The organism is Hyphomicrobium sp. (genome assembly GCF_047600905.1).
GTDB lineage: Bacteria > Pseudomonadota > Alphaproteobacteria > Rhizobiales > Hyphomicrobiaceae > Hyphomicrobium_B.
In genome coordinates this window covers 3,783,979-3,809,227 of the sequence record NZ_JASGKD010000001.1, presented here as the reverse complement: position 1 = coordinate 3,809,227, position 25,249 = coordinate 3,783,979, and the positions used below count along the sequence as shown (strand labels likewise).

Sequence of the window (25,249 nt, the reverse complement as noted above, 5' to 3'; positions counted from 1 at the left end):
GCTCCCCAGCACCGGCGACCATTTTTCCTTATTTATCAGAAGGGTGCCAAACTGAGAGAAGACCGTCAAGCCCGAGTGTTGAAATCGTCCGATCTCGAAGCAAAAAATTTGCTGCATCTGCCGCGGATGGCCCGAACAGCCACCCGGCAATGCCAGCCGACATCCCGGCAAAGCCATAACTACTTGAATTTCCAGGCTTCCAATCGGTGATTTTGGCGTCCTGCGGCACGCCTTTAGTATCCTTCAGCCAGCTGACGGCCTCGTCCTCGCCGCCGATTTGATCGACGAGCTTGGCCTGCAGCGCTTCCCGTCCGGAGAAAATCCGCCCGTCGAGAAGACCAGGAATATCGGACGCCTTGACCCCGCGCCGCGTCTCGACGAGACCGATGAACCACTTGAAGCCGTCGGCGACCATATCCTCGGCGACCTTCTTGCTGGCATCGTCGAGCGGCTCGAACGGCGACGGCGAAGCCTTCAACGGACCGCTTTTCACTTCATTGACTTTAACGCCAAGCTTGTCGAGCAGCTGAACGAACTCGGGCCACTGCACGATCACGCCAACCGACCCCGTAATTGAATTTCCGCGCGCCACGATGTGATCAGTCGCGAGCCCCGCAATGTAAGCGGCCGACGCAGCTACCGTGCCGAATTGCGCGACCACCGGCTTCTTCTTGGCGAGAGCCCGAAGCCCCTCATAAAGCGCTTCACCGCCCGTCGTCGTCCCACCCGGGCTGTTGACGAAGAGAAGAACACCCGCGACGCTGCTGTCGTCGGCGATGTCCTTCAGCATCTTGAGCTGATCACGATCCTCCGTGACAGTGCCTTCGATCGTAATGCGCGCGATCTGTTTTTCGCCCGCCAGCGACGCGAGCTTGTCGCCGCCGAGCGTCAGGGCGCCAAGCGCGATTGCAATGGCGGCCAAGCCGGCGCCACGCCAGATCGAAACCGACCGGCGAAGCCGGCGGCGATCGAGAACTGTTTCCGTTTCGAGCATGGGGTGTGCCTCTTCCCTCGGGACATCGCGGCTGGGAAAACCTGGGTCGCCAGCGCGGCGCGTTTCGGCGACGAACCTAGGCAAGGTTTCGCCTCCGGGCAACGGGTCTGGCGGCGACCTCTCGCACAAAAGTTAAGCGCGCGACAGGGTTTGTCGCGCGCTCGTTAATTATTCTCTGAAGACCGTTGCCGGTCTTATTCGCTGTCTTCGGCGCCTTCACGCTTCTTAATGGCAGCTTTGAAGATATCGCCAAGCGACGCGCCCGAATCCGACGAGCCGTACTGGGCAACGGCTTGCTTCTCTTCCGCAAGCTCGAGCGCCTTGATTGAAACCGCGATCCGGCGTGCAGCCTTGTCGACGGAAAGGACTGCCGCATCGACCTTGTCACCGACGTTGAAACGCTCGGGCCGCTGCTCGGAACGGTCGCGAGAGAGATCGCCGCGCTTGATGAACGAGGTCAGCTCGCTGTCGGCAATCTTGACCTCGATGCCGGCATCACTGACCGAAGTAACGGTGCCGGTCACGGCATCGCCCTTCTTGTACTTCGCCATCGCGTCCGCCGGATCACCGGAGAGCTGCTTGATGCCGAGCGAGATGCGCTCCTTCGAGCCATCGACGTCCAGAACGATCGCTTTGACGTTATCGCCCTTCTTGTAGTCCTTGATGACCTCGTCGCCCGGCTTCTGCCAGTCGAGATCCGACAGGTGGACCATGCCGTCGATGCCGTTGTCGAGACCGATGAACAGACCGAATTCCGTGATGTTGCGGATCGGGCCCTCAACGACAGAACCCTTCGGGTGCTGCGTGAGGAACGAATCCCACGGATTTTCCTGCGTCTGCTTGAGGCCGAGCGAGATGCGCCGCTTCTGCGGGTCAACTTCGAGAACCTGCACTTCGACCTGCTGGCTCGTCGAAACGATCTTGCCGGGGTGCGTATTCTTCTTCGTCCAGCTCATTTCCGAAACGTGGATCAGGCCTTCGACGCCCGGCTCCAGCTCAACGAACGCGCCGTAATCGGCAATGTTCGTGACGGTGCCCTTCACCTTGGCGCCGATCGGATACTTGGCTTCGATCGCCGACCAAGGATCCGACTGCAGCTGCTTCATGCCGAGCGAGATACGCTGCGTTTCCGGATTGATGCGGATGATCTGCACCTTCACCGTATCGCCGACGTTGAGGATCTCGGACGGATGATTGACGCGGCGCCACGCCATGTCGGTAACGTGCAGCAGGCCGTCGATGCCGCCGAGGTCGATGAACGCGCCGTAATCGGTGATGTTCTTGACGAGGCCGTCGATGATCTGACCTTCGGCGAGACGCGCGACGATCTCGGTACGCTGCTCGGCACGGCTCTCCTCCAGAACCGAACGACGGGAAACGACGATGTTGCCGCGACGGCGATCCATCTTCAGGATCTGGAACGGCTGCGGCTGGTGCATCAGAGGTCCGATATCGCGCACGGGACGGATGTCGACCTGGCTGCCCGGAAGGAACGCCACGGCGCCGTCCAGATCGACCGTGAAGCCGCCTTTGACCTTGTTGAAAATGACGCCCGTGACCTTCTCGCCCTTTTCATAAAGGCGTTCCAGGCGCGTCCAGCTCTCTTCACGACGGGCCTTGTCGCGCGACAGAACCGCCTCACCGAGCGCATTTTCGACGCGCTCCAGGTAGACTTCGACGGTATCGCCGACTTTGAGTTCGCCCGGCTTACCGCCGACGCCAAATTCCTTCATCGCGACCCGGCCTTCCATCTTCAGGCCGACGTCGATGATCGCCATATCTTTTTCGATGCCGACGACTTTGCCTTTGACGACGGAACCTTCGAACAGGTCGTCCTTGGCAAGGCTTTCGGCGAGCAGCGCGGCAAAATCATCGCGCGAGGGGTTCAATTCTTTGGTAGCGAGTTCAGCGGACATTAGGTCTCCTAGGTTGATGACTGGATGCCCGGCGCCATGGCCGGACGTGTTGCGTTGAATGGTTTGAAACGCCATTTGCCCGACCCGCGCGAACGCGATGCCGGCTCATTGGCGTGCATGTTCTGGAATTGATGTCACCGCGATGGGCCGCAGCCCTACCGGTCAGAATTCGGGACCCCTATGGGGCACCCAACCGGTTGATCTTCCTCTTGACCAATCCGACGGCGACGTCGAATGGCCGTGGATATAGCCAACCGCCCCCCCGAAAGCAAGAGCCTGAAAGCCCTTAACTCTTGGCGCGGGGCGGTTTTGGCGGCATCAGATCGGTACAAACGCCCTCGGCGACCTCGGCGGCCATTCCGATCGATTCCGACAAGGTCGGATGAGGATGGATCGTTTTGCCGATATCGACGGCGTCCGCGCCCATCTCGATCGCAAGGCAAATCTCGGAGATCAGGTTGCCAGCCTCCGTCCCGACGATGCCCCCGCCGATGACCCGTTCGGTTTCCTCGTCGAACAGCAGCTTGGTAAAGCCTTCGTCCCGGCCATTGGCGATCGCACGGCCCGAAGCCGCCCACGGGAACACCGCCTTTTTGTAGTTTATGCCCTTCGCCTTGGCCTCCGTTTCGGTCACGCCCGTCCAGGCAATCTCCGGGTCGGTATAGGCGACGGATGGGATCTGCCGCACATCGAAGAAACTTTTTTTACCCGCAGCATTTTCGGCGGCGACATGCCCCTGGTGCACCGCCTTGTGCGCCAGCATCGGCTCATCCGCGATATCGCCGATGGCGAAAATGTGCGCAACGTTCGTCCGCATCGCCTTGTCGACTGGAATGAAGCCTCGCTCGGAAACGGCCACACCCGCGTTCTCAGCCGCAATCAGCTTTCCATTCGGCTTGCGTCCGACGGCAACAAGCACGAGGCCATAACGCTGCGGCTCAGACGGGGCGTTCTCGCCCTCGAACGAAACATGGATACCGTCCGGCTTGGCTTCGGCACCGACGACCTTCGTCTTCAGCATGACCTTGTCGAAGCGGCGCGCGTTGACCTTCTGCCAAGCGCCCACCAAGTCGCGATCCGCACCCGCCATCAATCCATCGAGCAACTCGACGACATCGACGCGTGCACCGAGCGTCGAATAGACCGTCGCCATCTCGAGCCCGATGATACCGCCGCCGACGACGAGCATCTTCTCCGGCACCTGCCGAAGTTCCAGCGCCCCCGTTGAATCGACGATTCGCGGATCAGATGGCATAAACGGCAGCGCCACGACTTCCGAGCCCGCCGCGATGATCGCCTTGTCGAAGCGAACCGTTTCTTCGTGGCCGTCGTCGAAGCGCACCTTCAAATGATGCGACCCGGCGAAAGTGCCCGTCCCCTGCAGAGTCTTGACCTTTCGTGCCTTCGCCATCGACGCAAGGCCGCCGGTGAGCTTTGCCACCACGCCATCCTTGTAAGCGGCCAGCTTTTTGAGATCGATCTTTGGCGCTGCGAACGTCACTCCATGTTTGCTCATTGCGGCAGCAGCATCGATAATGAAAGCCGTATGAAGCAGCGCCTTCGATGGAATGCATCCGACGTTGAGGCAAACGCCGCCAAGCGCCGGCATCCGATCGACAAGGATCGTCTTCGCGCCAAGATCAGCCGCTCGAAACGCCGCTGAATAGCCGCCCGGCCCTGCGCCCAACACCACAACGTCGCATTCGTGGTCCGCTTCACCGGAAAACTCTTTCGCCGCGGCGGGTGCGACGGTTGCGTCTTCCGTCTTCGCCGGTGCCGACGGCTGCGAGGGAGCCGACTCCACGCTCGTCTCGATCGTCAAGATCGCGCTGCCCTCGCTCACCTTGTCGCCGACCTTGACGAGAACCTCGACGATCTTCCCTGCTTCCGGCGCCGGAACGTCGAACGACGCTTTTTCGCTTTCAAGCGTGATGAGCGGATCTTCCGGCGCAACCGTTGCACCGGGCTTAACGTGCACCTCGATGATGGGCACATCCTTGAAGTCGCCAAGATCAGGGACGCGAATTTCTCGTTTGCTCATGCCTGCGTCCTACAGAACCAACTGCCGGACATCGGCGAGCGCCTCGCAGATTTTGCGCAGAAACCGCGCCGCCAGCGCACCATCCACGACGCGATGATCATAGGACAGGCACAGCGGTAGCATCAGCCTGGGCTGAAATGCAAACCCGTCCCAGACAGGCTTCATCTGCGCTCTCACGGCACCAAGAATGGCAACCTCCGGTGCATTGACGATGGGCGTGAAGTTCGTGCCCCCAATGCCGCCGAGGCTCGAAATCGAGAACGTCGCGCCTTGAATGTCCGTCGGCGCAATTTTTCCTTCGCGCATTCGCGCCGATACGGCGGTCAGCTCCTGGCTGAGTTCCAGAACGCCCTTGCGGTCGACGTCTTTGATTACAGGAACCACAAGACCATCGGGCGTATCGACCGCAACACCGATGTTGTAGTAACGCTTCAGGATCAGCGCATCCTTGCTTGGCGCCAGCGATGAATTGACCTCGGGATATTCCTTCAGCGCCGAGACGGAAGCTTTCAGCAAAAACGCGACAAGCGTCACGCGATAGCCCTTCTCCTTCGCGGCCGCGTCGAGTTCCTTTCGATATTCTTCGAGATCGGTGATATCCGCATCATCCGAATTCGTGACGTGCGGAACGTTGAGCCACGCGCGATGCAGGTTTGGTCCCGTCAGACGCTTCAGCCGCGACATCGGTTTCGTCTCGACGGGCCCGTACTTGGCGAAATCCTGCGCTGGAATTTCCTGAATGCCCGACATTGCTCCACTTGCGCCGGTCGGTGCGCCGCTACGTGCGATGAATGCCTTCACGTCTTCCTTGGTGACACGGCCCTTCTCGCCCGTGCCCTTAACCTTCGTCAGATCGACGTCGAGCTCTCGCGCGATCCGTCGCACTGACGGACTAGCGAATACGGAATCGAAGTCTGCAGGCGGCGGCAGAGGATTGTCCTCGACCGCTTCAACGGTTCGGGATTTCTCCGAACTCTTCGCCGATTTCGCAGGAGCCTCCGACACCGCCCGGCCCTTGCCGTTCGCCGGTGCCTCGGCCGATCCCGAGCCTGCCGTATCGAGCCTGAGGATCGCGCTGCCTTCGCTCACCTTGTCGCCGATCGAAACAAGAACCTCGGCAACCTTGCCCTTCGCGGGCGACGGCACGTCCATCGATGCCTTGTCGCTTTCGAGCGTGATGAGCGGATCGTCGGCATTCACCTCGTCTCCGGGCTTCACCTGAATCTCGATGATCGGCACATTTTCGAAATCACCGATGTTTGGAACTTTGACGTCGACCAGCGGCATGGATCGGACCTGCGTTATCAGCTGTGTGCCGGATTGGATTTCTCGGGATCGATTCCGTATCTTGTGATGGCTTCCGCTACCTTGATCGATGGCAACTTGTTTTCGTCCGCCAGCGCCTTCAGCGCCGCGACCGTCACGAAATGGCGGTCGACCTCGAAGAAGTATCTGAGCGTGCGCCGATAATCGGATCGCCCGAAACCGTCCGTCCCAAGCACCGAATACTTATTCGGCACGGCAGGACGAACCTGATCCGCATAGAGCTTTATGTAATCCGTCGAAGCGATCACCGGTCCTTCGCCACGTTCCGAGATCTTCTGGGTGACGTAGGGTACCCGTGGCATTTCGGTCGGATGCAGCAAATTCCAGCGTTCGACGTCGCGGGCCTCGCGTGCCAGTTCGGTAAAGCTCGTGACGCTCCAGACGTCCGCCTCGACTCCCCAATCCTCGCGCAGCAGATCGGCCGCCGCGATCACCTCGCGAAGAATGGCGCCAGACCCCATCAACTGCACTTTATGGCCCTTCGCATCCTTCGGCGCTTCCCGGAAGAGATACATACCCTTGATGATGCCGTCCTCGACACCCTCCGGCATCGGCGGATGCTCATAGTTCTCATTGAGCAGCGTCAGATAGAAGAACACGTCCTCCTGATCTGTCAGCATTCGCTTGAGGCCATTGTGAATGATGACCGCAACTTCGTAGTTGAAAGTCGGATCGTAGGAGACACAGTTCGGCACTGTGGCCGACATGATGTGACTGTGTCCGTCCTCGTGCTGCAATCCTTCGCCGTTGAGCGTCGTCCGCCCTGACGTGCCGCCGAGTAGGAATCCGCGCGAGCGCTCATCACCCGCCGCCCAGGCGAGATCACCGACACGTTGGAACCCGAACATCGAATAGAAAATATAGAACGGCACCATCGGCACATTCGAAGTCGAATAGCTCGTCGCTGCCGCGATCCACGATGCCATGGCGCCGGCTTCGTTGATGCCTTCCTGCAGCATCTGCCCGTGCTTGTCTTCCTTGTAGAACATCAGCTGGTCGGCATCCTGCGGCACATAAAGCTGACCGACCTGACTGAAGATGCCGAACTGGCGGAACATGCCCTCCATGCCGAAGGTGCGGCTTTCGTCAGGCACGATCGGCACGATGCGCCGGCCAATCTCCTTGTCGCGCATCAGCGCTGTCAGGATACGCACGAACGCCATCGTCGTCGAAATCTCGCGGCCTTCCGAGCCCTTCAATTGCGATTCGAATACGGACAAGGGGGGCACATCGAGCGAAATCGACTTCCGCCGCCGCGCCGGCAGATAGCCGCCAAGCTTGGCCCGCATCTCGTGCAGATAATCGTCCTCGGGCGAACCTTTCGGAAACCGGATAAACGAAAGCTTCTCGATTTGTTCGTCGCTGACGGGCACCTTGAAGCGATCACGGAACTGATGAAGCGTGCTGACGTCCATCTTCTTCGACGAATGCGCCAGCATCGTTCCCTCGCCCGCCGAGCCCATGCCGTACCCTTTGACGGTCTTGGCGAGAATGCACGTCGGCTGGTCCTTGTGCTTCATCGCCGCGTCGTAGGCGGCATAGACCTTCGACGGATCGTGGCCGCCGCGAGTAAGGCGCCAGATCTTGTCGTCGGACCAGTCCTCGACTAGCGCCGCCGTCTCTGGGTAGCGCGCGAAGAAGTTCTTGCGGATGAAAGCCCCGTCGCGAGACTTGAAGACCTGATATTCGCCGTCGACACACTCTTCCATGAGCTGCCGCAGCTTGCCGGACGTATCCCGCGCCAGCAGCTCGTCCCACTGCGAGCCCCATATGACCTTGAGAACGTTCCAGCCTGCGCCCCGGAAATTCCGCTCGAGTTCCTGGATGATCTTGCCGTTTCCGCGAACAGGCCCGTCGAGCCGCTGCAGATTGCAGTTGATGACGAAGATCAGGTTGTCGAGCTTCTCGCGGCCAGCCAGCGAAATTGCTCCGAGGCTTTCCGGCTCGTCCATTTCGCCGTCGCCGCAGAACACCCAGATTTTCCGGTTCTCGGTGTTCGCAAGCCCACGCGCGTGCAGATATTTTAGAAAACGGGCCTGATAGATGGCCATCAGCGGTCCAAGCCCCATCGACACCGTCGGGAACTGCCAGAAATCCGGCATCAGCCACGGGTGCGGATAAGACGATAGCCCGTGTCCTCCCACCTCCTGGCGGAAATGCAGCAGCTGATCCTCGTCGAGCCTGCCTTCGAGAAAAGCACGCGCGTAAATGCCGGGCGATGAATGCCCCTGAATGAGAACGAGGTCTCCACCATGATCCTCGGACGGCGCGTGCCAGAAATGATTGAACCCCGTCTCGTAGAGCGTAGACGCCGATTGATAGCTGGCGATGTGGCCGCCAAGCTCGCTCGATTCCTTATTCGAGCGCAGCACCATCGCGGCAGCATTCCAGCGGATGGCCGCGGCAATGCGATGTTCCAATTCCCGATCGCCCGGAAGCTTCGCTTCGTCCTGTGCATGAATGGTATTGATGTATGCCGTGCTGGACGCGAACGGGATTGCGGCGCCGCTGGCGCGCGCACGCTCGACAACTTCTCCAAGGATGTCGTCGGCACGATCTGTACCTTCGTAGGCGATGACCGACGAAATCGACTCTCGCCAATCCTGAATCTCGGGATCCTCGGACTTCAGAGACTTCTGCTCGTTCTTGCCCATGACATCCTTTGCTCATCGCTGGACGCAACGATCCTGATGGTTGAACGTCTAGCACAAACGTTACGGCGCTACGCTTGCAACTAAGGAGAATTGGTTATGCCAATCCTTATTTGCGAGCCTGCGCAGCTCAACGGACTGTATGAGAAACGAATTACCATTCACGATTGTTGCCGAAATGGCGGAATGCGCAGCTACCTTGGCAGATAGCGACGCGTCGGGCAGAACCGGGGAGCAGCAAAGACGCTACTGCCGGAGGTTTAGCCACCCGCGACCCGCGCTTTGATCAGCTTCATCACGGCCTCGTATGCCTGATCGGCGTCAAGCTCGGTCGTGTCGAGATGAAGCGCATCCGCGGCGGCGAGCATCGGCGCCGCCGAACGGCCGCGATCGCGTTCATCCCGCCTACGTATGTCAGCCAGCAGATCGTCGTACGTCACGTCTTCGCCGCGCGCCTGATGTTCGAGAAAACGACGCTTGGCTCGCGCTTCATCCGACGCGGTGACGAAAATTTTGACGGCCGCGTGCGGACACACGACCGTACCGATATCGCGGCCATCAAGAACGGCACCGCCACCCTGCGCCGCAAAGGCCCGCTGGTAATCGAGAAGCGCGGCGCGCACTTCCGGAATCTTGGCCACGATCGACGCGGCATCGCCCGCTTTCGGACCGCGCAATGCCGGATCAACCAACGTCTCCGCGACGATCAACCTGGCAGCAGCAGCCGCAGCGGCGACGTCTTCAAGATCTCCGCCATTCGCCATGACATCGCGTGCAACGGCGCGGTAGAGCAACCCCGTATCGAGCCAAGGCAGTCCGAAATGGACCGCGATACGTCTCGCCAGCGTTCCCTTGCCCGACGCAGCGGGCCCGTCGATCGCGATGATCAACGTCATTGACGGACCTCGTCGAAGCCGGCGCCAAGCGTCTCCATGATCGGCCGGAACTCGGGAAAGCTTGTCGCGATCATGTTCGTATCATCGACGATGATCGGCGCTTCGCTCGCAAGCCCTGCGGTAAGGAATGCCATCGCTATTCTATGATCGAGGTGGGTCGCGACGATGCCGCCGCCCTTGAGGCCGCTCGCGCCATTGACGGTCAAGGTATCGCCATCGACTTGAGCCGAGGCGCCGTTTGCAGCCAATCCTGCAGCCGTCGCCATCAACCGGTCGCTTTCCTTCACTTTCAGTTCCGCAAGACCGTCCATCCGCGTCTGCCCTTCGGCAAACGCGGAAATCGCTGCAAGCACCGGATATTCGTCGATCATCGAAGGCGCACGCTCGGCCGGGACGCGAACGCCCTTCAAACGCGAAGCCCGGACGCGGATATCGGCAACGGGTTCACCGCCTTCATCGCGCACGTTCTCGAAACTGATGTCGCCGCCCATCTCCTGCAAAGTCGTGTAAAGTCCCGTCCGCGTCGGATTGATCAGCACACCTTCGATCGTGACGTCGGAACCGGGAACGATCAACGCCGCCGCTGCCAGAAATGCCGCGGAAGACGGATCGCCGGGAACGACGATGTCCTTCCCAGCGAGTTCCGCATCACCGTCAACGGTAATGTACGTCTCCGCGCCCTTGGTTTCCGTGGCGACGACCGCTCCGAAATGCCGGAGCATGCGCTCGGTGTGGTCGCGCGTCGCTTCACGCTCGACGACAGTCGTTTTTCCTGCGGCGTGAAGACCCGCGATCAGGACGGCGCTTTTGACTTGTGCTGACGGGACCGGAAGGCGGTAGACGATCGGCATCAACTCGCTGGTTCCGCGAAGCGTCAACGGCAGCGTCTCTTTGCCGGGCTCCAAAATCTCAAGGCCCATCTCGATAAGGGGCGCCAGGACGCGACGCATTGGCCGCCGAGACAGGGAAGCGTCCCCCATCATCGTCACGGTGATGGGATGGCCGGCAACGACACCCATCATCAGCCGCGTGCCGGTGCCGGAATTGCCGAAATCCAATGGCCCATCGGGCTGCCGCAATCCACCGACACCCCGTCCCGTTATTTCCCAGACGTCGCCCTGCTTCCGGGCTGCGGCACCCAGCGCCTCGACGGCGCGAGCGGTGTTGATGACGTCCTCGGCTTCGAGAAGGCCGGTGATCCGCGTTGTTCCGGTCGCCAGCGCCCCAAAAATCAGCGCCCGATGCGAAATGGATTTGTCGCCGGGCACCCGGACCCGGCCCGTGAGCGGGCCGGCCCTGCGGGTCGACATCGGCTTCGATAAGGATGCTGCCTTCAAATCAAGGATTCCGAAGCGTTGGAAAGCGGTACAAATAGAGCATTTCCCGGAGCTGGGGACCCGGATAGACACTGGACCGCGACGCTCTGTCAACGGTACCGGCTGCTCCGGCCCAAGCGCCTCATCTGGGATGTCCTTGACACATGCCCGCTTTCTCCCACCTTTTCGTTTTGACAGCCAGCACCGCCTATGGCAGACGGGCTCCCTTGAATTTCCAATAAACGAGGCACGACCTATGGCGACCAAGCAAGAGCGCGGGACGAAGCGCACCTGTCAAAATTGCGACGAGCGCTTTTACGATCTGGGCCACGACCCGATCATTTGCCCGTTTTGCGGCTCGAAATATGTGATCGCATCTTCTCCTGCGGCCCTCGCTGCGCTCCAGGCAGAGCAGCGCGATCTTGCCGCGAAGAAGGCCAAGAAAGCCGTAGTCAGCGACGACGCCGATGGCGAATTGCCGGCGGTCGAGGGTGAAGAAGCACTCGCCGACGTCGAAACCGAGGACACGGGCGGCGCCGAGGACGACGAAACCTTCCTCGAGGAAGAAGAGGAAGAGGGCGGCGACGTCTCCAATATCATCGGCGGCCCGGCCGGCGAGGGCGACGAAGAGCCTTAATAAACGCGCCGATCGTCCTTGCAGTTTTCGCAAAGACGAACTATCAGGCGGATCTTCGGCAGGAACCAGCCCTGCCGGTTGCATTGGTTCGGGGCTATAGCTCAGCTGGGAGAGCGCTTGCATGGCATGCAAGAGGTCACCGGTTCGATCCCGGTTAGCTCCACCAACGAACTTATACCACGCATGACATTGCCGACCGTGATTTGCCCGCGCCAAGGAAGGCTTCAGTGCGGCTGCGATGAAACGCGCAGCTCGACGCGCCGGTTCGATCTCCGCCCCACAGCCGTTTCGTTGCTGGCGATCGGCTGTTCCTGACCATAGCCGACGGCCTTCAGTCTCGACGGATCGACGCCGCCGCCAACAAGGAACCGGACGACAAATTCGGCGCGCAACAGTGAAAGCCTTTTATTGTTGGTCGAATTGCCGAGATTGTCGGTATGCCCCCCGACTTCGATTTCCACATCCTGACAGCCTTTGATCGCGCCCCCTATTCGAGTGAGCGCTTTCTGAGAACTCTCATCGATGTTGGAGCTGGAATTCCCAAAATTGACCTTCAGCGTTCCGATCTCGCGACTGAGCACATCGTGGCATGGCTCGTCGACTTTTTCCGGGCTGGCGGCAGCGACCTGTGCCGGTTGCGGTGACGGAGTCGGCGGGGCCGTCGCTTGCGTGGCAGGCTCCACATCGCGAGTGGCGACGGGCGCGGCCTCAGGAAGCGGCACGGGTTTCGCCTGCGCATCTTTGTCGCCGAAGTATTCCGTCCTGGATGGCTCGGTCGCGGGCGGAGGAGAGGCTTCGTTCGCGACAGGCGGCGTCTGGTCGGCCGCCGCTGCTGCTTTGTCTGGCACAGGTGCCGGTGGAGCTTCCGGCATCGGCGAAGGGTTGGTCTGCGCGCTCATTCCGCCGAGATAGTCCGACCTCGCCTGACCTTGATCCGGCGGCGCTGAGGGCCCGGCAGGGGCAGCGGAGGCGACGCCCGGCAAAGGTGTTTCTTTCGGCGGAACTGGGACCGGCGAGGCATCGACCGCAGCCGCAGGCGGGACTGCCACAGCAGTTTTGGCCTTCTCATCCCTGTCGCTCAAAACGTCGGTCGTCGCTCCTCCAGCCTGCGGTGGCGGCGAGGGCTGCGCGTTTGCTGCCGGAGGCGCGATGGCCGGCGCAATCGGCTCTTTTTGCTCCGCTCGCTCCGGCGCAGCTTCGGTGACTGGTCCCGGATTCGAATTTGTCCCTTTACCGCTCAATTTGTCGGGCGAAGGTTTTGCGTCGGGCGGGGGTGCCGCCCACGGCTGCGGCGCCACGGGGGGCGTCAGCGCGGGCGAATCGTTGGAGACGCCTCGGTCCGCGGCTGGCGGCGGAGTGCTTGCCTGATCGGGCATCCCGGCGACGTGAGCAACTTTGGTTCTAACGCAGCCGTCGAAAAATTCGCGCGTGTCGCTTCCGCCGGTGAAGCCACCGCTGTTGCCCGAAAGATCGAAGTAGAAAAAGCCGAGTTCAGCGCCGCTGACCGGAACGCCCGTTTCTTTTACGTCCGTTCCGTCGACGACCAGCGTTATCGTTTTAAACCAGCCTTTACCGAAATCGATCCTGGCTGTCTTAGCATCGACATCGATGGCGACGACGACCGTGCCCACTTTCCTGCGATTGGCTTCTGTTCCCGAGCCAAGCTGATAGCTGCATGCAAACATGACTTCACTGGCCGACGCCTCGCATGAAAGCAACGTCGGGAAAAGACCGAGGATGAAAAACGCCACCCGTTTCACTTGCATACCTTCACAAACAGAAATCTCGGAATCGACTAGATCGCTCTCCCAAAAGCGCCCTTGGTTTAGAAACCCTTCGTTAGCAATTCCTTCAAGACCCCCGAAATTTACCTCCTAGCCGTTCCGGCCGGGTTCAACCGATGAATGCACGCCGTTTACCCGGCTGGCCCGCCGTTCCCCTCTGCTGCAATCTCAACCTGCCTTGCGAACCATTCTAGCAAGCATTAGGGGACGGGGACGATGACCAATTCGTATTCCAAACTCGCGTGGCTTGCCGTTGCGACACTTGGAGCTGCTTCGCTCGGCGTTATCGCGCTTTCGCGGGGTGAGCCGATCAACGCCATCTGGCTCGTCGCCGCCGCAATTTGCTCCTACTCGCTCGGCCAGCGCTTCTATGCGCGCTTCATCGCCGACAAGGTCCTGCGCCTTAACGCCAATCGGCCGACGCCCGCGCACCGTTTCAACGACGGCCTGGACCACTGCCCGACCGACCGGACGGTTCTCTTCGGCCACCACTTCGCGGCGATCGCCGGTGCTGGCCCCCTCGTCGGACCGGTTCTTGCTGCCCAGATGGGATATCTGCCCGGCACCCTTTGGCTGATCGTCGGCGCAGTGTTCGCTGGGGCCGTTCAGGACTTGATCGTTCTATGGGCTTCGGTGCGCCGCGACGGGCGATCCCTCGGAGAAATGATACGGTCCGAACTGGGCAGCGTCGCCGGGACCATCGCCATGATCGGCGTCCTGATCATCATGGTCATCCTGCTCGCGGTCCTGGCCCTTGTCGTCGTCAACGCTCTCGCCCATAGCCCGTGGGCGACCTTCACGGTCGCAATGACGATTCCGATTGCTGTCGTCATGGGAATTTTCGGCCGCTATCTCCGGCCGGGGCGCATAGGCGAGATGTCGCTAATCGGCTTCGTGTTGTTGACCGCGTCCCTGATCGCGGGCCGCTACGTCGCCGCCGACGCTGCGCTTGCCCCGTTATTTGACTATTCCGGCGAAGCTCTTTCGATGATGCTGATCGTCTACGGCTTCACCGCGTCCGTTCTGCCGGTGTGGGCATTGCTTGCACCTCGCGACTATCTTTCGACGTTCCTGAAAATCGGAACCATCGTCGCCCTCGCGCTCGGCATCATCGTCGTTTTGCCCGGACTTAAAATGCCCGCGCTGACGAAATTCGTCGATGGCACCGGACCGGTCTTTTCGGGCAGTCTTTTTCCCTTCCTGTTCATCACTATTGCATGCGGCGCGATCTCCGGATTTCACGCGCTCATATCCTCGGGCACCACGCCAAAGATGCTCGACAACGAGATGGACGCGCCCATCATTGGCTATGGCGCGATGCTGACGGAAGGCTTCGTCGCCGTTATGGCAATGGTCGCCGCCGCCACCCTCGACCCAGGCGTCTATTTCGCGCTGAATAGCCCCGCTGCTCTGATCGGTACATCGCCCGAATCCGCGGCGACGGCAATTTCCTCATGGGGCTTCACGATCACACCGGAGACTCTGAAGCAGGCTGCATCCGATGTCGGCGAAACGACCATTCTCTCGCGCACCGGCGGCGCCCCGACGCTCGCGATCGGAATGGCCGAAATCCTCTCGAACGTCGTCGGCGGCAAGGCTCTCATGGCCTTCTGGTATCATTTCGCCATTCTGTTCGAGGCGCTTTTCATCCTGACCACAATCGATGCCGGAACTCGTGTCGCCAGGTTCATGATCCAGGATTTGATCGGCACCGCCGTACCTTCGTTCCGGACGACGAAATCCTGGCGCGCCAACATCATCGCGACCGCGCTCGCAGTCTCCGCCTGGGGGTATTTCCTCTATCAGGGCGTCGTCGATCCTCTCGGCGGCATCAACACGCTATGGCCGCTGTTCGGCATCTCGAACCAGATGCTTGCATGCATCGCGCTGCTGTTGGGAACGGTCATCCTCTTCAAAATGAAACGCGAACGCCATGCCTGGGTAACGATCGCCCCGGCGACATGGCTCGGCATCTGCACGCTGACGGCCGGTTGGCAGAAACTTTTCAGCGACAATCCCGCCATCGGCTTCCTCTCCCACGCCGCAAAATTCTCCGATGCGCTCGAAGCAAACCAAATTCTTGCCCCCGCGAAATCAATCGGCGACATGCACCGCATCGTCTTCAACGATTATATCAACGCCGCGCTGACGGCCTTGCTCGGCGCAGTCGTCATCGCAATGGCAATTTTCGGAGCGCAGGCGATCGCGAAAGCTCTCGCAAATCCGAATATCTCGGCGCAAGAAGCTGCCGCCAGTCCCGCGGAGTAAGCCCATGCGGAAAACCCACGCATCAGCCCCTGCTCGTCTTTGGCAAACCGTCACCCGAACTGCTCGGCTCATGGTCGGGCTCCCCGACTACAATTCTTATGTCGCGCACCGGCGCCGTGCTCACCCTGGCGAGCCGATCATGAGCTACGAAGACTTCTTCCGCGAACGGCAGACGAACCGCTACGGCGGAGACAGCGGCAAAATAGGCCGCTGCTGCTGATAGCCGTCCGCAAGGCACGTTGCCGATTGATCCCGCGGACATCCGCCGCTAGGAGGTGCCCATGGCACCCCCTCTCATAACACTCAAAGACATCTATCTGACGTTCGGCGGCACGCCTTTGCTCGAAGGCGCCGAATTGACCGTCGGGCCCGGCGACCGCATCTGCCTTGTCGGACGCAACGGCTCTGGCAAGTCGACGCTCTTGAAGATTGCCGCTGGCCTCGTCGAGCCCGATAGCGGCGAGCGCTTCGCGCATCCCAACGCCAGCGTCCGCTACCTTCCGCAGGAAGCCGACTTCACCGGCTTCTCGACGGTACGCGCTTACGTCGCCGCGGGCCTCGGACCAGCCGACGATCCTTACCAAGCCGACTATTATCTCGAAGAGCTCGGCATTTCCGGCGATAGCGACCCGCAGCATCTTTCCGGCGGCGAAGCCCGTCGCGCCGCACTCGCCCGGGTCATCGCCGCAAAACCCGATGTCCTTTTGCTCGACGAGCCGACCAACCATCTTGATCTGACCGCCATCGAATGGCTGGAGGCGACGCTGCTCGCCAGCCGCTCCGCGCTCCTGCTCATCAGCCACGACCGTCGCTTTCTTGAAAACCTCTCACGCGCGACGGTCTGGCTCGATCGCGGCAAGACCCGGCGACTGGAACAGGGCTTCGCCGCCTTCGAAGACTGGCGCGACAAGGTTCTCGAAGAAGAAGAAATCGAACGTCACAAGCTCGACCGCAAAATCGTTCGCGAAGACCAATGGATGCATGGCGGCGTTACCGGACGGCGCAAGCGGAATGTCCGCCGCGTCCGCGAACTTCGCGCCATGCGACAGTCGGTCCGCGAGCAGCGTCACCTCGTCGGCAGTGTCCGGCTCGACGCCAGCGAAGGCGGCCTGTCGGGCAAACTCGTCGCCGAAGCCACCGGCGTCACGAAAAGCTATGACGGCGTCGACATCGTAAAAGATCTATCTCTGCGGATCATGCGCGGCGACAGGCTCGGCATCGTCGGCCCGAACGGCGCCGGCAAGACCACTCTTATAAAGTTGCTGACCGGTCAGATCGCGCCCGATAGCGGCACAATTCGCCATGGCGCCAATCTAGAAATCGTGACGCTCGATCAACGGCGAGATGAACTCGATCCCAATTGGACAGTGTCGGACGCTCTGACGGGCGGCCGCGGCGATCAGGTCGTCATCAACGGCAAAGCGCGCCACGTCGCGAGCTACATGAAGGACTTTCTCTTCCTCCCCGAGCAGCGCCTATCCCCGATCCGAGTGCTGTCAGGAGGAGAGCGCGCACGGTTGATGCTCGCTCGCGCCCTGGCGAAACCGTCGAACGTCTTGGTTCTCGACGAACCGACCAACGATCTCGACCTTGAAACGCTCGATCTCCTGCAGGAGCTTTTGTCTGATTACACCGGCACGATTTTGCTCGTCAGCCACGATCGCGATTTTCTCGATCGCATCGTAACCAGCGTATTGGCGCCGACAGGCAATGGTTATTGGACGGAATATGCCGGAGGCTATTCCGATATGCTCGCTCAGCGAAAAGGCGAAGCATTGAGCAAAGATCAGAAGCTGGCCGATCAAAAGACGGCGAAATCTCCCGCCGACAATGCGCCGAAAGCGCCCGCACCGCAAAAACAGAAGCTCTCTTTCAAGGAAAAACACGCGCTCTCGACGCTTCCTGGCGAGATTGCAAAACTGGAAACGGAGATCAAGGAGCTTGCCGCGAAGCTCGCCGACGCCGGACTTTATGCGCGCGACCGCGCCGCGTTCGACAAAACCAACGCCCGCCTTTCGGCGGCTCAACAGCAGCTGGAAACCGCCGAAACGCTTTGGTTGGAACTTGAGGAAAAGCGCGAAGCCATCGAAAATTCTGGCTGAGCTTCGCGCAAAGTAAAGCGGCGGACGATAAAATCGACCGCCGCTTAAAGTTCGACACTAAGTCGACATCATCTAAGTTAGATGAGGTCGATCTCAGCCGGGAGGTAGCTGGTCACTTCAAGACCAACTTCCTGCTCGCGAACTTCGGGCTTCGACCACGTCTTCATGGCTTCCTCCAAGAGTGGTTGTCCACGCTTCACAACGGCGCCCTAGTTATCGCAACGAACCAATAGGCGCTAATCGGATTTCCAATGGCCATTCATAAGCGGGCCTAATAACAATATAACACTTCGCGCTTGCGAATAGCTATTTCGCGCCCTTATTGCTTAGCCGCCCATTGATCTTTCACTTCATCACACCTCTTTGTGATGAAGGTATTCACTTCATCCGCGATCGTACCTGACAAAATGTTCACGGTATTGTCAGCCGCGGTTGCCGTCCAAAGCGCGCTCTTGATCAGAGTTGGCGCTTCAATTTTGCCCCAGTCCGCCTCGCCTTTGACCGCCTTGCCGTTCTCGAAAATGATCTTCGGAGCAAGTTCGAACGAGAAATTGGTGGCGCCGCTCTTATCGCTCGCGATGCTGCAGGTGACCGTGTGCTTGGCGAGCTGAAGCTCCGCCTTGGGCTGGCTGATCGCCTTGGCGAGATCTGCACGCTTGATGTTCAGATCGATCGAGCAATGCGCACCGTCATAAGGCCAGCTTACCTTCAGCTTCGCGACAAGCTTTACGAGTTGCTCCTTGCGCCAGCTCTTGATGACATGGCAGGCGATGTCGCTGCCGGTAGCATCCTTCGAATGAAAGGCTCGGCAGATATCGACCTTGCAGGCTTGCCTCGCCTCTTTCTCCGCTTTCTCTTCAGGCGTCATCGGGCCGTCGGGGTCTCCCAGCACGGTGCCGGAATCCGCCGCCGGTTTGGCAGGCTCTTCGGCAACGGCTGTATGGGCGGCAAAGACAGAAAGCATTGCAAACGTCGAGGCGACGATGACGGCGACCGGCTTCATGATATCCCCACGCAAAAACAACATTGAAAAGGCCGAGCCATTTCGCGGTCCAGCCGGGCAGCACTAAGGCGGAATTCAGGATAACCCCTTAAATGTTGACCCTGAGGCGCCCGCGACACGCTCCGCCTCCGGAAGCCGCTTGAAGAGCTGTTGCCGCCTCCCATATCTTGTTCAAATCGTCGGTCAGTTGTGTGACGGCGAGGCGGGCGGCCCCAAGGCGTCCGGAACTAAGAACGGTCGGTCGCTTTTTAAAGGGCCCTGGAGATGACGCGCGTGACGGCACTTTCGAACCCCCTGCTCCTCGGATTTGAGGAAATCGAGCGGTTGGTAGATCGCGCGACAAAAGGCGGGGACGGCTATCCACCCTACAACATCGAGAGGATCGTCAAGGACGACGAGTCCGGCGAGCTATTGCGGATCACACTGGCAGTAGCAGGGTTCACGCGTGACGATCTTGAGATAACGCTCGAAGACAAGCAATTGACGGTTCGGGGCAAACAACAGGACGATAAGGCCCGTGATTATCTCTACCGGGGCATCGCATCCCGGCAATTCTCGCGCACGTTCGTCCTCGCCGATGGAATCGAGGTCAAGAGCGCTGAACTCGCAAACGGCCTGCTGGCTGTCGACTTGCAGCGACTAGAACCCCAGCGCCTCGTGCGCCGAATTGAGATCGGAGCGGCCAAACCTGTCAAAAGCCGCCCCTGAGCTGAGTCTTTCGCGTCACAGCGCCGGCGACCGAATCGTCGGAGGATCGGAGCAGACGAGCAGACCGGGAACCGCCTGTGAAGGCGACGGGTTCCGGGTAGCGATCAGAGCCCGACCTCGACACCAGGAGGAAGAGCGTCATGAATACCAAGACCACCGTAAAAGCCACTGAAGCCCACGATGTCGTTGCGCCCGTCATGAGCGAGCTGGAACTCGCGCGGCTCGGCGGCGGCGAGGTCGCTTACATCAAAACACTGACCTCCGATGAGGCCCTCGAGATGTTTCCACAGATCGAAGGCCTGCCAAAGGGCATTCCCTTGTTCTCGCTGCATGCCGCCGATGGCACTCCCATCGCCCTCACCGACACGCTGCAGGCCGCGATCGGACATGCTCAGGAAGACGAGTTGTCGATCGCACCCCTGCACTGAGGGGCGGACGCTCGTTGCGCTTGCATGAAAAGAGCCGCCTATTCGCATGGGCGGCTCCAAATGTTCCCAACTGTGCCTTGCAACGACTAAACCGTTCAAATCTAGGGATGATAGTGGGCGTATTGCCCCCTCGGCTTGAAGCGCTCCAGATAGCCGGGAACGATGGCATCGACCGCAGCCGGCCGCGCCACATCGAGCGCACTGATCGTCCGGCCCGATGACTTTGCCGCCTCCGACACCACGTTGTCCTTCTGGAGCAAGCGCACCTGATCGACCGTCATCGGCCGAATGCCGTTAGGCAGCGGCCAAGTCAGCGCCGCCAGCAGCTTCGCAGCCCAGAACGGCACCGGCAGCAGAAGCCGCTTTCGGTCTGAATATTCAAGCGTCGCCTTGAGAAGATCGCGGAAGCTCAGAACCTCAGGACCGCCAAGTTCATAAATCGTCCCCGGCGCACCGGCGTCACCGACACCGGCCGCGGCCGCTGCATGTCCGACGTCGCCGACAAATACCGGCTGAAATTTCGTCCGGCCACCGCCAATGAGCGGCAAAAACGGGCTGATCCGCGCCATGGCAGCAAACCGGTTGAAGAAATCGTCCTCCGGACCGAATACGATCGAAGGTCGTAGGATGACCGCCGAGGGGAACTCTGCCAGCGTCGCCTCCTCGCCGAGTGCCTTCGTCCGTGCGTAGAGGGCGGGCGACGACTTGTCGGCGCCAATTGCAGAAATATGGACGAGGCGTTTGGCACCCGCCGCCTTTGCAGCCTTGGCGACCCGCTCGGCACCTTCCGTATGAATAGCAGCAAAAGTCTGCGCGCCTGTCGGCGCCAGGATGCCGACGGCGTTGATGACGATATCGGCTCCGTCCACGGCGCGATCGATAGAATCCGCGAACCTCAGGTTCGCCTGGACCGGAAAGATCTGTCCCACAACGCCCATGGGTTGCAGATAGCCTGCAAGATCCGGACGCCGGACCGCAGCGCGAACCCGGTATCCTCGGCGCGCCAGCGACCAGACGATATGCCGCCCCACAAACCCGGAGCCTCCGAACACCGTAGCCAGCTTACCTTTATCCGCCATCCGAAACCTCGTTGCCGCCGCCTGCAGGGAACGCTGTCCCGCCGCTGACCACCTCTAGCGGGCCAAGGCGACGCTGTGAAGCATTTGGAAACATGGGCCGTGCCTCGATCTGCCATCTATCAGGGGAAAGAAGGGTCAAAAGTTCGCCAGCGCCAAATGTCACGCAATTGACTTCCGCAGCGGTACAATTTACCTGACACCCGCAAGCCCAGATGGCGGAATTGGTAGACGCACTAGTTTCAGGTACTAGCGCTCACAAGGCGTGGAGGTTCGAAGTCCTCTTCTGGGCACCATATTTTACCGCGAACTCTCAGCCCGTTGTGCCTCCGGCAGACTAGCTTAAACTTAGGGCTCGGAATTCGCAAAACGCACTCGTCATTTTCGCCCGACTGCTGACCTGTGGCGTCGCGCCTGCTTAGCTGCGGTCCCTCACGCCCACCAGATTCCTTGCTGTTCTCGGAGCGTTGCCGCGTTGGCCTTATAGAGCCGACTGGAGCTACGGGCCTTCCGGCCTCCTCGGCCTGGCCGTGTTGCTGCTGATCGTCTTTGCATTGCTCAATCACACGCCTGCGGTTGCGCCGGTTTGATCTGCAGAGCAATCGAGGCGGCGTGCCACAGGTGATGCGCCACTTCTTGCATTCCGCCTAGCAAAGTTTGCGGGTCCATCGCACCGGGATCCGTCTGGTTGACGCTCAACCCCGGGGACTAGCAAGCGGCGGATGTCGCAAAATTCGGCAATTCCGCTGCCATGGGACGCGCAGCCCAGCGGGAGGAGATTGCGTCCGCTTCGTCTTCATGGCGGCGCCAGGCTGCTCCAGCTATATCACCGGCGAAATCCTGCCGGTGATCTGGAGGTTATGGCTCTTAGAGTTGAATTAGGGATGCAAAACGCCTGCCGCCGCCCCCGGTATGTGCGCCTTGTGCGCGGCGATTGCGGATCGACCCTTGGGTACACCAGAAAGAACGACACGTTCCGGAGCAAAAAGCATAAGCCGTTCGTCCGGACCTATACCGAGATTATGGATATAAAAATACGTATCCTTGTCGTCGGTCACGTCCATCACCGGAGACGGAGCGGACACGATCGTCAGTTCACCGCAGCGCCCGATCCAGTCGATGTGACGGTGTCCATGCATGACAACAATCTTGGTTCCGTACCTCTGCATTCGACGCACGAACCAACTGCCATTGATCAGCGCCGTACCGATCCGCTCCGACAGCGCCTTTGACGCTTTGGGGTATTCAACGACGTGATGATGAAGCGCGACGATCCATGATGCTTTGGGAAAATCCGCGAAGATTTTCTCTGTCGCGCGCATTTGCTCCGTCGTCACAAGTCCAAGCGCATTTGTAAACGAAAAATGCGTTTCGGCATTCGAATCTAACAGAATGACGCCCAACCCCTCCGGCGTCGGCGGCGGCAGAACCATCGGAAAGCTCTGTGGCCAGACATCCGCGAGATTCCATGATTGCCTCAAGGCGCCGGTATCCGCAAAGCTGACAATTCGCTCCGCAAATGGCGCAAGCCATTCTTGTAGGGTCGTCCCTAACCGATTTGCACCGTCGTCAAAAACACGGACTCGCCGACCCTGCACGGCAACCGTTGAAGAGAGAGCCCGAACCTCCCGCAGCCGCTTGTTCGGGCTGAAAGGCAAATCGAGCCGGGCCGGATTTGCTCTGTCGACGACATTGAGGTCGTGATTTCCCGGAAGTATCACCGTCAGCTCGGCAAGGCGCGGGTATTGCTTCATGAGGTCGAGAAATTCCGCCCATTCCGTCGCGCGCCCTGCATCGGTCACGTCGCCGGAGATAACGATCAAATCGAGCGGATGCTGCGCATGAGCGGCATCGAGTTTTTCGAAGACCTGCCTCAGGCGATCATTGCCCCGCGGGCCTGAGCGACCGCCCTCGATGCGAAATCCGTATTTCTCACCGACCGTGTGAATGTCGGAAAGGTGCGCGACGCGCCATAACCTCTGCGCCGAAGACGAGTCCGGCAGCGGCGTAAAATCCTCCGGCTGGGCCATGATAGTATCGGCCACTCCCCAAGAAAGACCGGCCGCTGCAAGATACGCAGTGACGATGGCGACGCTGTTCCAAAGCGCGACGCCCACCAGCCTCATGGGAGTAGAAAGATCCCCTACCGTCCCAGTCCACCTCGTATGAGGCCAGACAAGCGCAAAGATCCAAGCCGAAAATGTGAAAATTAGAAGACCGGCGACCGCGGCACTCCCGGCACGCACGAGACCCCGCGCATGCTGATCACCGCCCTCGGTCAAAAATCCTTCGGCGACCTGACGAACAGCTTCGCGAATGAGCGCATAACCCGGCTGGACGGCGAGCGCGTTCAGCGACCAGAAATTCGTCTCCACAAATCGCCACAGCGACCTGCCGCCGAACCATCCGATCAAAAGCAGCAAAAGCAACACAACCGGCGCAAAAAGCTCGGAAAAGATCGCCGCCGCCTTGGACGAAACAGTTCCGATCCAGATTGACGTCAGCAGTGGACCTGCGCCGAGCATGATCGCCGGTATGACGATCAGCACGATCCATGCCGCCAGCAACTTCGGCAAACTGATTTCCGAGAGAAGTGTCCCGGCGAGCGACATGAGTGTCCGCCGCTTCGTGCTCGATGCATCGTCCTCGGCGTCGCCGTCACGCGGATCGACGATCGGCTTCATGGTTGCTTCCCCTCGACAGGATCAGATCAGCAAACCATTCTAGAATGAACCCAATGTCGATCCTAGCAGGATCACGACGGCCAAGGCCACGAAGGCGCCGACAATGGCGACCATGACGATGTCGAAATAGCTTTCTCCGTAAGTTGATCCGCAGACGGCGAAAAGCGAAACAACTGCACCGTTGGGAGGCAAGCTGTCGGGCGTACCGGAACCCTTGACCGCAACGCGATGCAAAAGCGCGGGATCGATGCCGTGCTGGGCGGCAAGATCCAAGTAGGTCGGACCAAGGGCATCGAGCGCGATCGAGGTTCCGCTCGGCAAACCATCGCCAATCACGCTGCCTTGTCAGCCAAGCGCAGTGCTTCGCTCATGCCGCAACCGGCTTCCGAAGAAGAGCCACCAAATGCCATGAGATATCAGATCGATCCCGACCAGAAGGCCCAAGACCCACAAGCCGCTGATCGGCCACTTTGCAAGAATGACGAGACCCGCCACGATTCCGATGAGTCCGGACGCGAGCAGCAATGGTCCGAATGCCGCCCAATACTGAAACGCCTGAACCACGCGAACGCATCCCGAAGCGATAAGAGAGAGTGCGAATATCAAGGTCAGAATCACGGAGCCTCTGGCCGGGTCCGTAATCAGCATAATCCCGCAAATGGCATAGAGAACGCCGATCAGCATTCGCAGCACGAAGCCTCGCCAATGCTGCGTCGAAAAAGCTTGAAACACCTCCGACGCCCCGGCGACCAGCAGCAATACGCCGATGAGCATCGCACTGATGACGGTCGCCGCCGCGACATCACCGAGCACGAAGATACCGGCGAAGACGAAGATCATTCCGACCAGAATTGCGCCCCACCAGCTGGGATCCGATGCTTCGGTTGATCTTTCCGAAATTGGACTCGATGTCATGACGAACCTCTCAATCTATCGAACAAAGGATGAGGAAAGCCGGTCTGCAAGTGCCGCCGGCGCACCGGAAACGCCGGATTGCCGGCAGCACCCCGCGCGGTTTAGTTGCCATCTCCCGCAGGCTTACTCATTTTCGGTGTCTGGTTGCTCATCGAGTTCGTTGCCGGCAACTTGCCTTCATCGCCCATCCGATGCGACGTGCCCTCGGTGCCGGTGCTGGTCCCAGTTCCCGCGCCCATATCTGGCACACGTCCGCTGACGGCGCTGCTCGCAGGCAGCTTCCCTTCATCGCCCATCGTATGGCGTGTGGGATCCGTCGACGTCTGATCGTCTGCGATTGATGGTGTCGCTACGAATGACAGAAAAATCGCTGTCGAAGCAGTTGCAATAATATATTTCATGATCAGGACTCCTTGGTTCTTTTTGCTTTAGCGCAGCCAAGTGTCCCCCGTCCGGGCATTATAGAGTTCGCTGTTCGCAACTGTCTTGCCTTTTATTTTATAA

21 protein-coding genes, 2 tRNA genes and 2 pseudogenes are annotated in these 25,249 nt (G+C 60.0%); 10 read left to right on the top strand and 15 right to left on the bottom strand.

Annotation, left to right across the window (positions count from 1 at the left end; all coding sequences use genetic code 11):
- Positions 1-28: 28 nt before the first annotated feature.
- The 7 genes from sppA to aroA form a co-directional block, all read right to left on the bottom strand.
- Complete coding sequence (gene sppA / locus QM780_RS18225; protein ID WP_415071841.1) at positions 29-994, bottom strand: signal peptide peptidase SppA; 966 nt, start codon at positions 992-994, stop codon at positions 29-31.
- Between the two features lie 194 nt (positions 995-1,188).
- Positions 1,189-2,910: a 30S ribosomal protein S1 gene (gene rpsA / locus QM780_RS18220; RefSeq protein ID WP_415071840.1), complete on the bottom strand. Its 1,722-nt coding sequence runs from the start codon at positions 2,908-2,910 to the stop codon at positions 1,189-1,191.
- Between the two features lie 286 nt (positions 2,911-3,196).
- Positions 3,197-4,951 (bottom strand): dihydrolipoyl dehydrogenase, encoded by a 1,755-nt coding sequence (gene lpdA, locus QM780_RS18215; RefSeq protein ID WP_415071839.1) that lies wholly within the window; start codon positions 4,949-4,951, stop codon positions 3,197-3,199.
- 9 nt (positions 4,952-4,960) lie between these two features.
- A complete protein-coding gene (locus tag QM780_RS18210) occupies positions 4,961-6,238 on the bottom strand; it encodes a 2-oxo acid dehydrogenase subunit E2 (protein ID WP_415071838.1) in 1,278 nt (425 codons plus the stop codon).
- A gap of 17 nt (positions 6,239-6,255) precedes the next feature.
- Positions 6,256-8,931 carry a pyruvate dehydrogenase (acetyl-transferring), homodimeric type gene (aceE, locus tag QM780_RS18205; RefSeq protein WP_415071837.1) on the bottom strand — a complete coding sequence of 892 codons (2,676 nt, stop codon included), beginning with the start codon at positions 8,929-8,931 and terminating at the stop codon, positions 6,256-6,258.
- A 257-nt stretch (positions 8,932-9,188) separates the two neighbouring features.
- Positions 9,189-9,824, bottom strand: a complete 636-nt coding sequence (gene cmk / locus QM780_RS18200) for a (d)CMP kinase (RefSeq protein WP_415071836.1) — start codon at positions 9,822-9,824, stop codon at positions 9,189-9,191.
- Positions 9,821-11,134, bottom strand: coding sequence for a 3-phosphoshikimate 1-carboxyvinyltransferase (gene aroA, locus QM780_RS18195; RefSeq protein WP_415071835.1), 1,314 nt, complete (start codon positions 11,132-11,134; stop codon positions 9,821-9,823). Before aroA ends, cmk begins: the two co-directional genes overlap by 4 nt.
- Before the next feature lie 262 nt (positions 11,135-11,396).
- Here aroA and QM780_RS18190 point away from each other — a divergent pair, with 262 nt between their 5' ends.
- Positions 11,397-11,777 (top strand): TIGR02300 family protein, encoded by a 381-nt coding sequence (locus tag QM780_RS18190; protein ID WP_415071834.1) that lies wholly within the window; start codon positions 11,397-11,399, stop codon positions 11,775-11,777.
- 90 nt (positions 11,778-11,867) lie between these two features.
- Positions 11,868-11,943 (top strand) — tRNA-Ala (locus QM780_RS18185).
- 58 nt (positions 11,944-12,001) lie between these two features.
- Here the strand turns inward: QM780_RS18185 and QM780_RS18180 are convergent.
- On the bottom strand, positions 12,002-13,537 hold the full coding sequence (locus tag QM780_RS18180) for an OmpA family protein (protein WP_415071833.1): 1,536 nt from the start codon (positions 13,535-13,537) through the stop codon (positions 12,002-12,004).
- Positions 13,538-13,777: 240 nt separating this feature from the next.
- Here QM780_RS18180 and QM780_RS18175 point away from each other — a divergent pair, with 240 nt between their 5' ends.
- The 3 genes from QM780_RS18175 to QM780_RS18165 all read left to right on the top strand — a co-directional run bounded on the left by QM780_RS18175 (position 13,778) and on the right by QM780_RS18165 (position 17,931).
- Positions 13,778-15,829 carry a carbon starvation CstA family protein gene (locus tag QM780_RS18175; protein WP_415071832.1) on the top strand — a complete coding sequence of 684 codons (2,052 nt, stop codon included), beginning with the start codon at positions 13,778-13,780 and terminating at the stop codon, positions 15,827-15,829.
- Positions 15,830-15,833: 4 nt separating this feature from the next.
- Positions 15,834-16,049, top strand: coding sequence for a YbdD/YjiX family protein (locus tag QM780_RS18170; protein WP_415071831.1), 216 nt, complete (start codon positions 15,834-15,836; stop codon positions 16,047-16,049).
- 61 nt (positions 16,050-16,110) lie between these two features.
- Positions 16,111-17,931, top strand: coding sequence for an ABC-F family ATP-binding cassette domain-containing protein (locus QM780_RS18165; protein ID WP_415071830.1), 1,821 nt, complete (start codon positions 16,111-16,113; stop codon positions 17,929-17,931).
- Positions 17,932-18,008: 77 nt separating this feature from the next.
- Here the strand turns inward: QM780_RS18165 and pqqA are convergent, their stop codons facing one another.
- Positions 18,009-18,098, bottom strand: coding sequence for a pyrroloquinoline quinone precursor peptide PqqA (gene pqqA, locus QM780_RS18160; RefSeq protein WP_045838205.1), 90 nt, complete (start codon positions 18,096-18,098; stop codon positions 18,009-18,011).
- Positions 18,099-18,250: 152 nt separating this feature from the next.
- The gene (locus QM780_RS18155) at positions 18,251-18,934 is read right to left on the bottom strand and encodes a hypothetical protein (RefSeq protein WP_415071829.1); all 684 of its coding nucleotides are present in this window, start codon (positions 18,932-18,934) and stop codon (positions 18,251-18,253) included.
- Positions 18,935-19,198: 264 nt separating this feature from the next.
- Between QM780_RS18155 and QM780_RS18150 the strand changes: the two genes are divergently transcribed.
- Entirely contained in the window at positions 19,199-19,642 is a 444-nt protein-coding gene (locus tag QM780_RS18150; RefSeq protein WP_415071828.1) for an Hsp20 family protein, read from the top strand.
- A gap of 140 nt (positions 19,643-19,782) precedes the next feature.
- The gene (locus tag QM780_RS18145) at positions 19,783-20,070 is read left to right on the top strand and encodes a DUF1150 domain-containing protein (protein WP_415071827.1); all 288 of its coding nucleotides are present in this window, start codon (positions 19,783-19,785) and stop codon (positions 20,068-20,070) included.
- Positions 20,071-20,171: 101 nt separating this feature from the next.
- On the opposite strand, the gene QM780_RS18140 is transcribed toward QM780_RS18145, so the two are convergent.
- Positions 20,172-21,149 (bottom strand): complex I NDUFA9 subunit family protein, encoded by a 978-nt coding sequence (locus tag QM780_RS18140; protein WP_415071826.1) that lies wholly within the window; start codon positions 21,147-21,149, stop codon positions 20,172-20,174.
- Positions 21,150-21,355: 206 nt separating this feature from the next.
- On the opposite strand from QM780_RS18140, the gene QM780_RS18135 reads away from it, so the two are divergent.
- From QM780_RS18135 to QM780_RS18125, 3 genes and pseudogenes are all read left to right on the top strand, one after another.
- Positions 21,356-21,442 (top strand) — tRNA-Leu (locus QM780_RS18135).
- 126 nt (positions 21,443-21,568) lie between these two features.
- Entirely contained in the window at positions 21,569-21,736 is a 168-nt protein-coding gene (locus QM780_RS18130) for a DUF3309 family protein (protein WP_415072078.1), read from the top strand.
- A 74-nt stretch (positions 21,737-21,810) separates the two neighbouring features.
- Positions 21,811-22,017, top strand: a pseudogene (locus QM780_RS18125) (short-chain dehydrogenase); the annotation flags it as partial.
- A 7-nt stretch (positions 22,018-22,024) separates the two neighbouring features.
- Here QM780_RS18125 and QM780_RS18120 read toward each other — a convergent pair.
- The 4 genes and pseudogenes from QM780_RS18120 to QM780_RS18105 form a co-directional block, all read right to left on the bottom strand.
- Positions 22,025-23,830 (bottom strand): metallophosphoesterase family protein, encoded by a 1,806-nt coding sequence (locus QM780_RS18120; RefSeq protein WP_415071825.1) that lies wholly within the window; start codon positions 23,828-23,830, stop codon positions 22,025-22,027.
- A 39-nt stretch (positions 23,831-23,869) separates the two neighbouring features.
- Positions 23,870-24,142 (bottom strand): annotated as a pseudogene (locus QM780_RS18115) (GntP family permease); the annotation flags it as partial.
- Between the two features lie 33 nt (positions 24,143-24,175).
- Positions 24,176-24,745 carry an HdeD family acid-resistance protein gene (locus QM780_RS18110; RefSeq protein WP_415071824.1) on the bottom strand — a complete coding sequence of 190 codons (570 nt, stop codon included), beginning with the start codon at positions 24,743-24,745 and terminating at the stop codon, positions 24,176-24,178.
- A 101-nt stretch (positions 24,746-24,846) separates the two neighbouring features.
- Positions 24,847-25,146: a hypothetical protein gene (locus QM780_RS18105; RefSeq protein ID WP_415071823.1), complete on the bottom strand. Its 300-nt coding sequence runs from the start codon at positions 25,144-25,146 to the stop codon at positions 24,847-24,849.
- Positions 25,147-25,249: the final 103 nt, after the last annotated feature.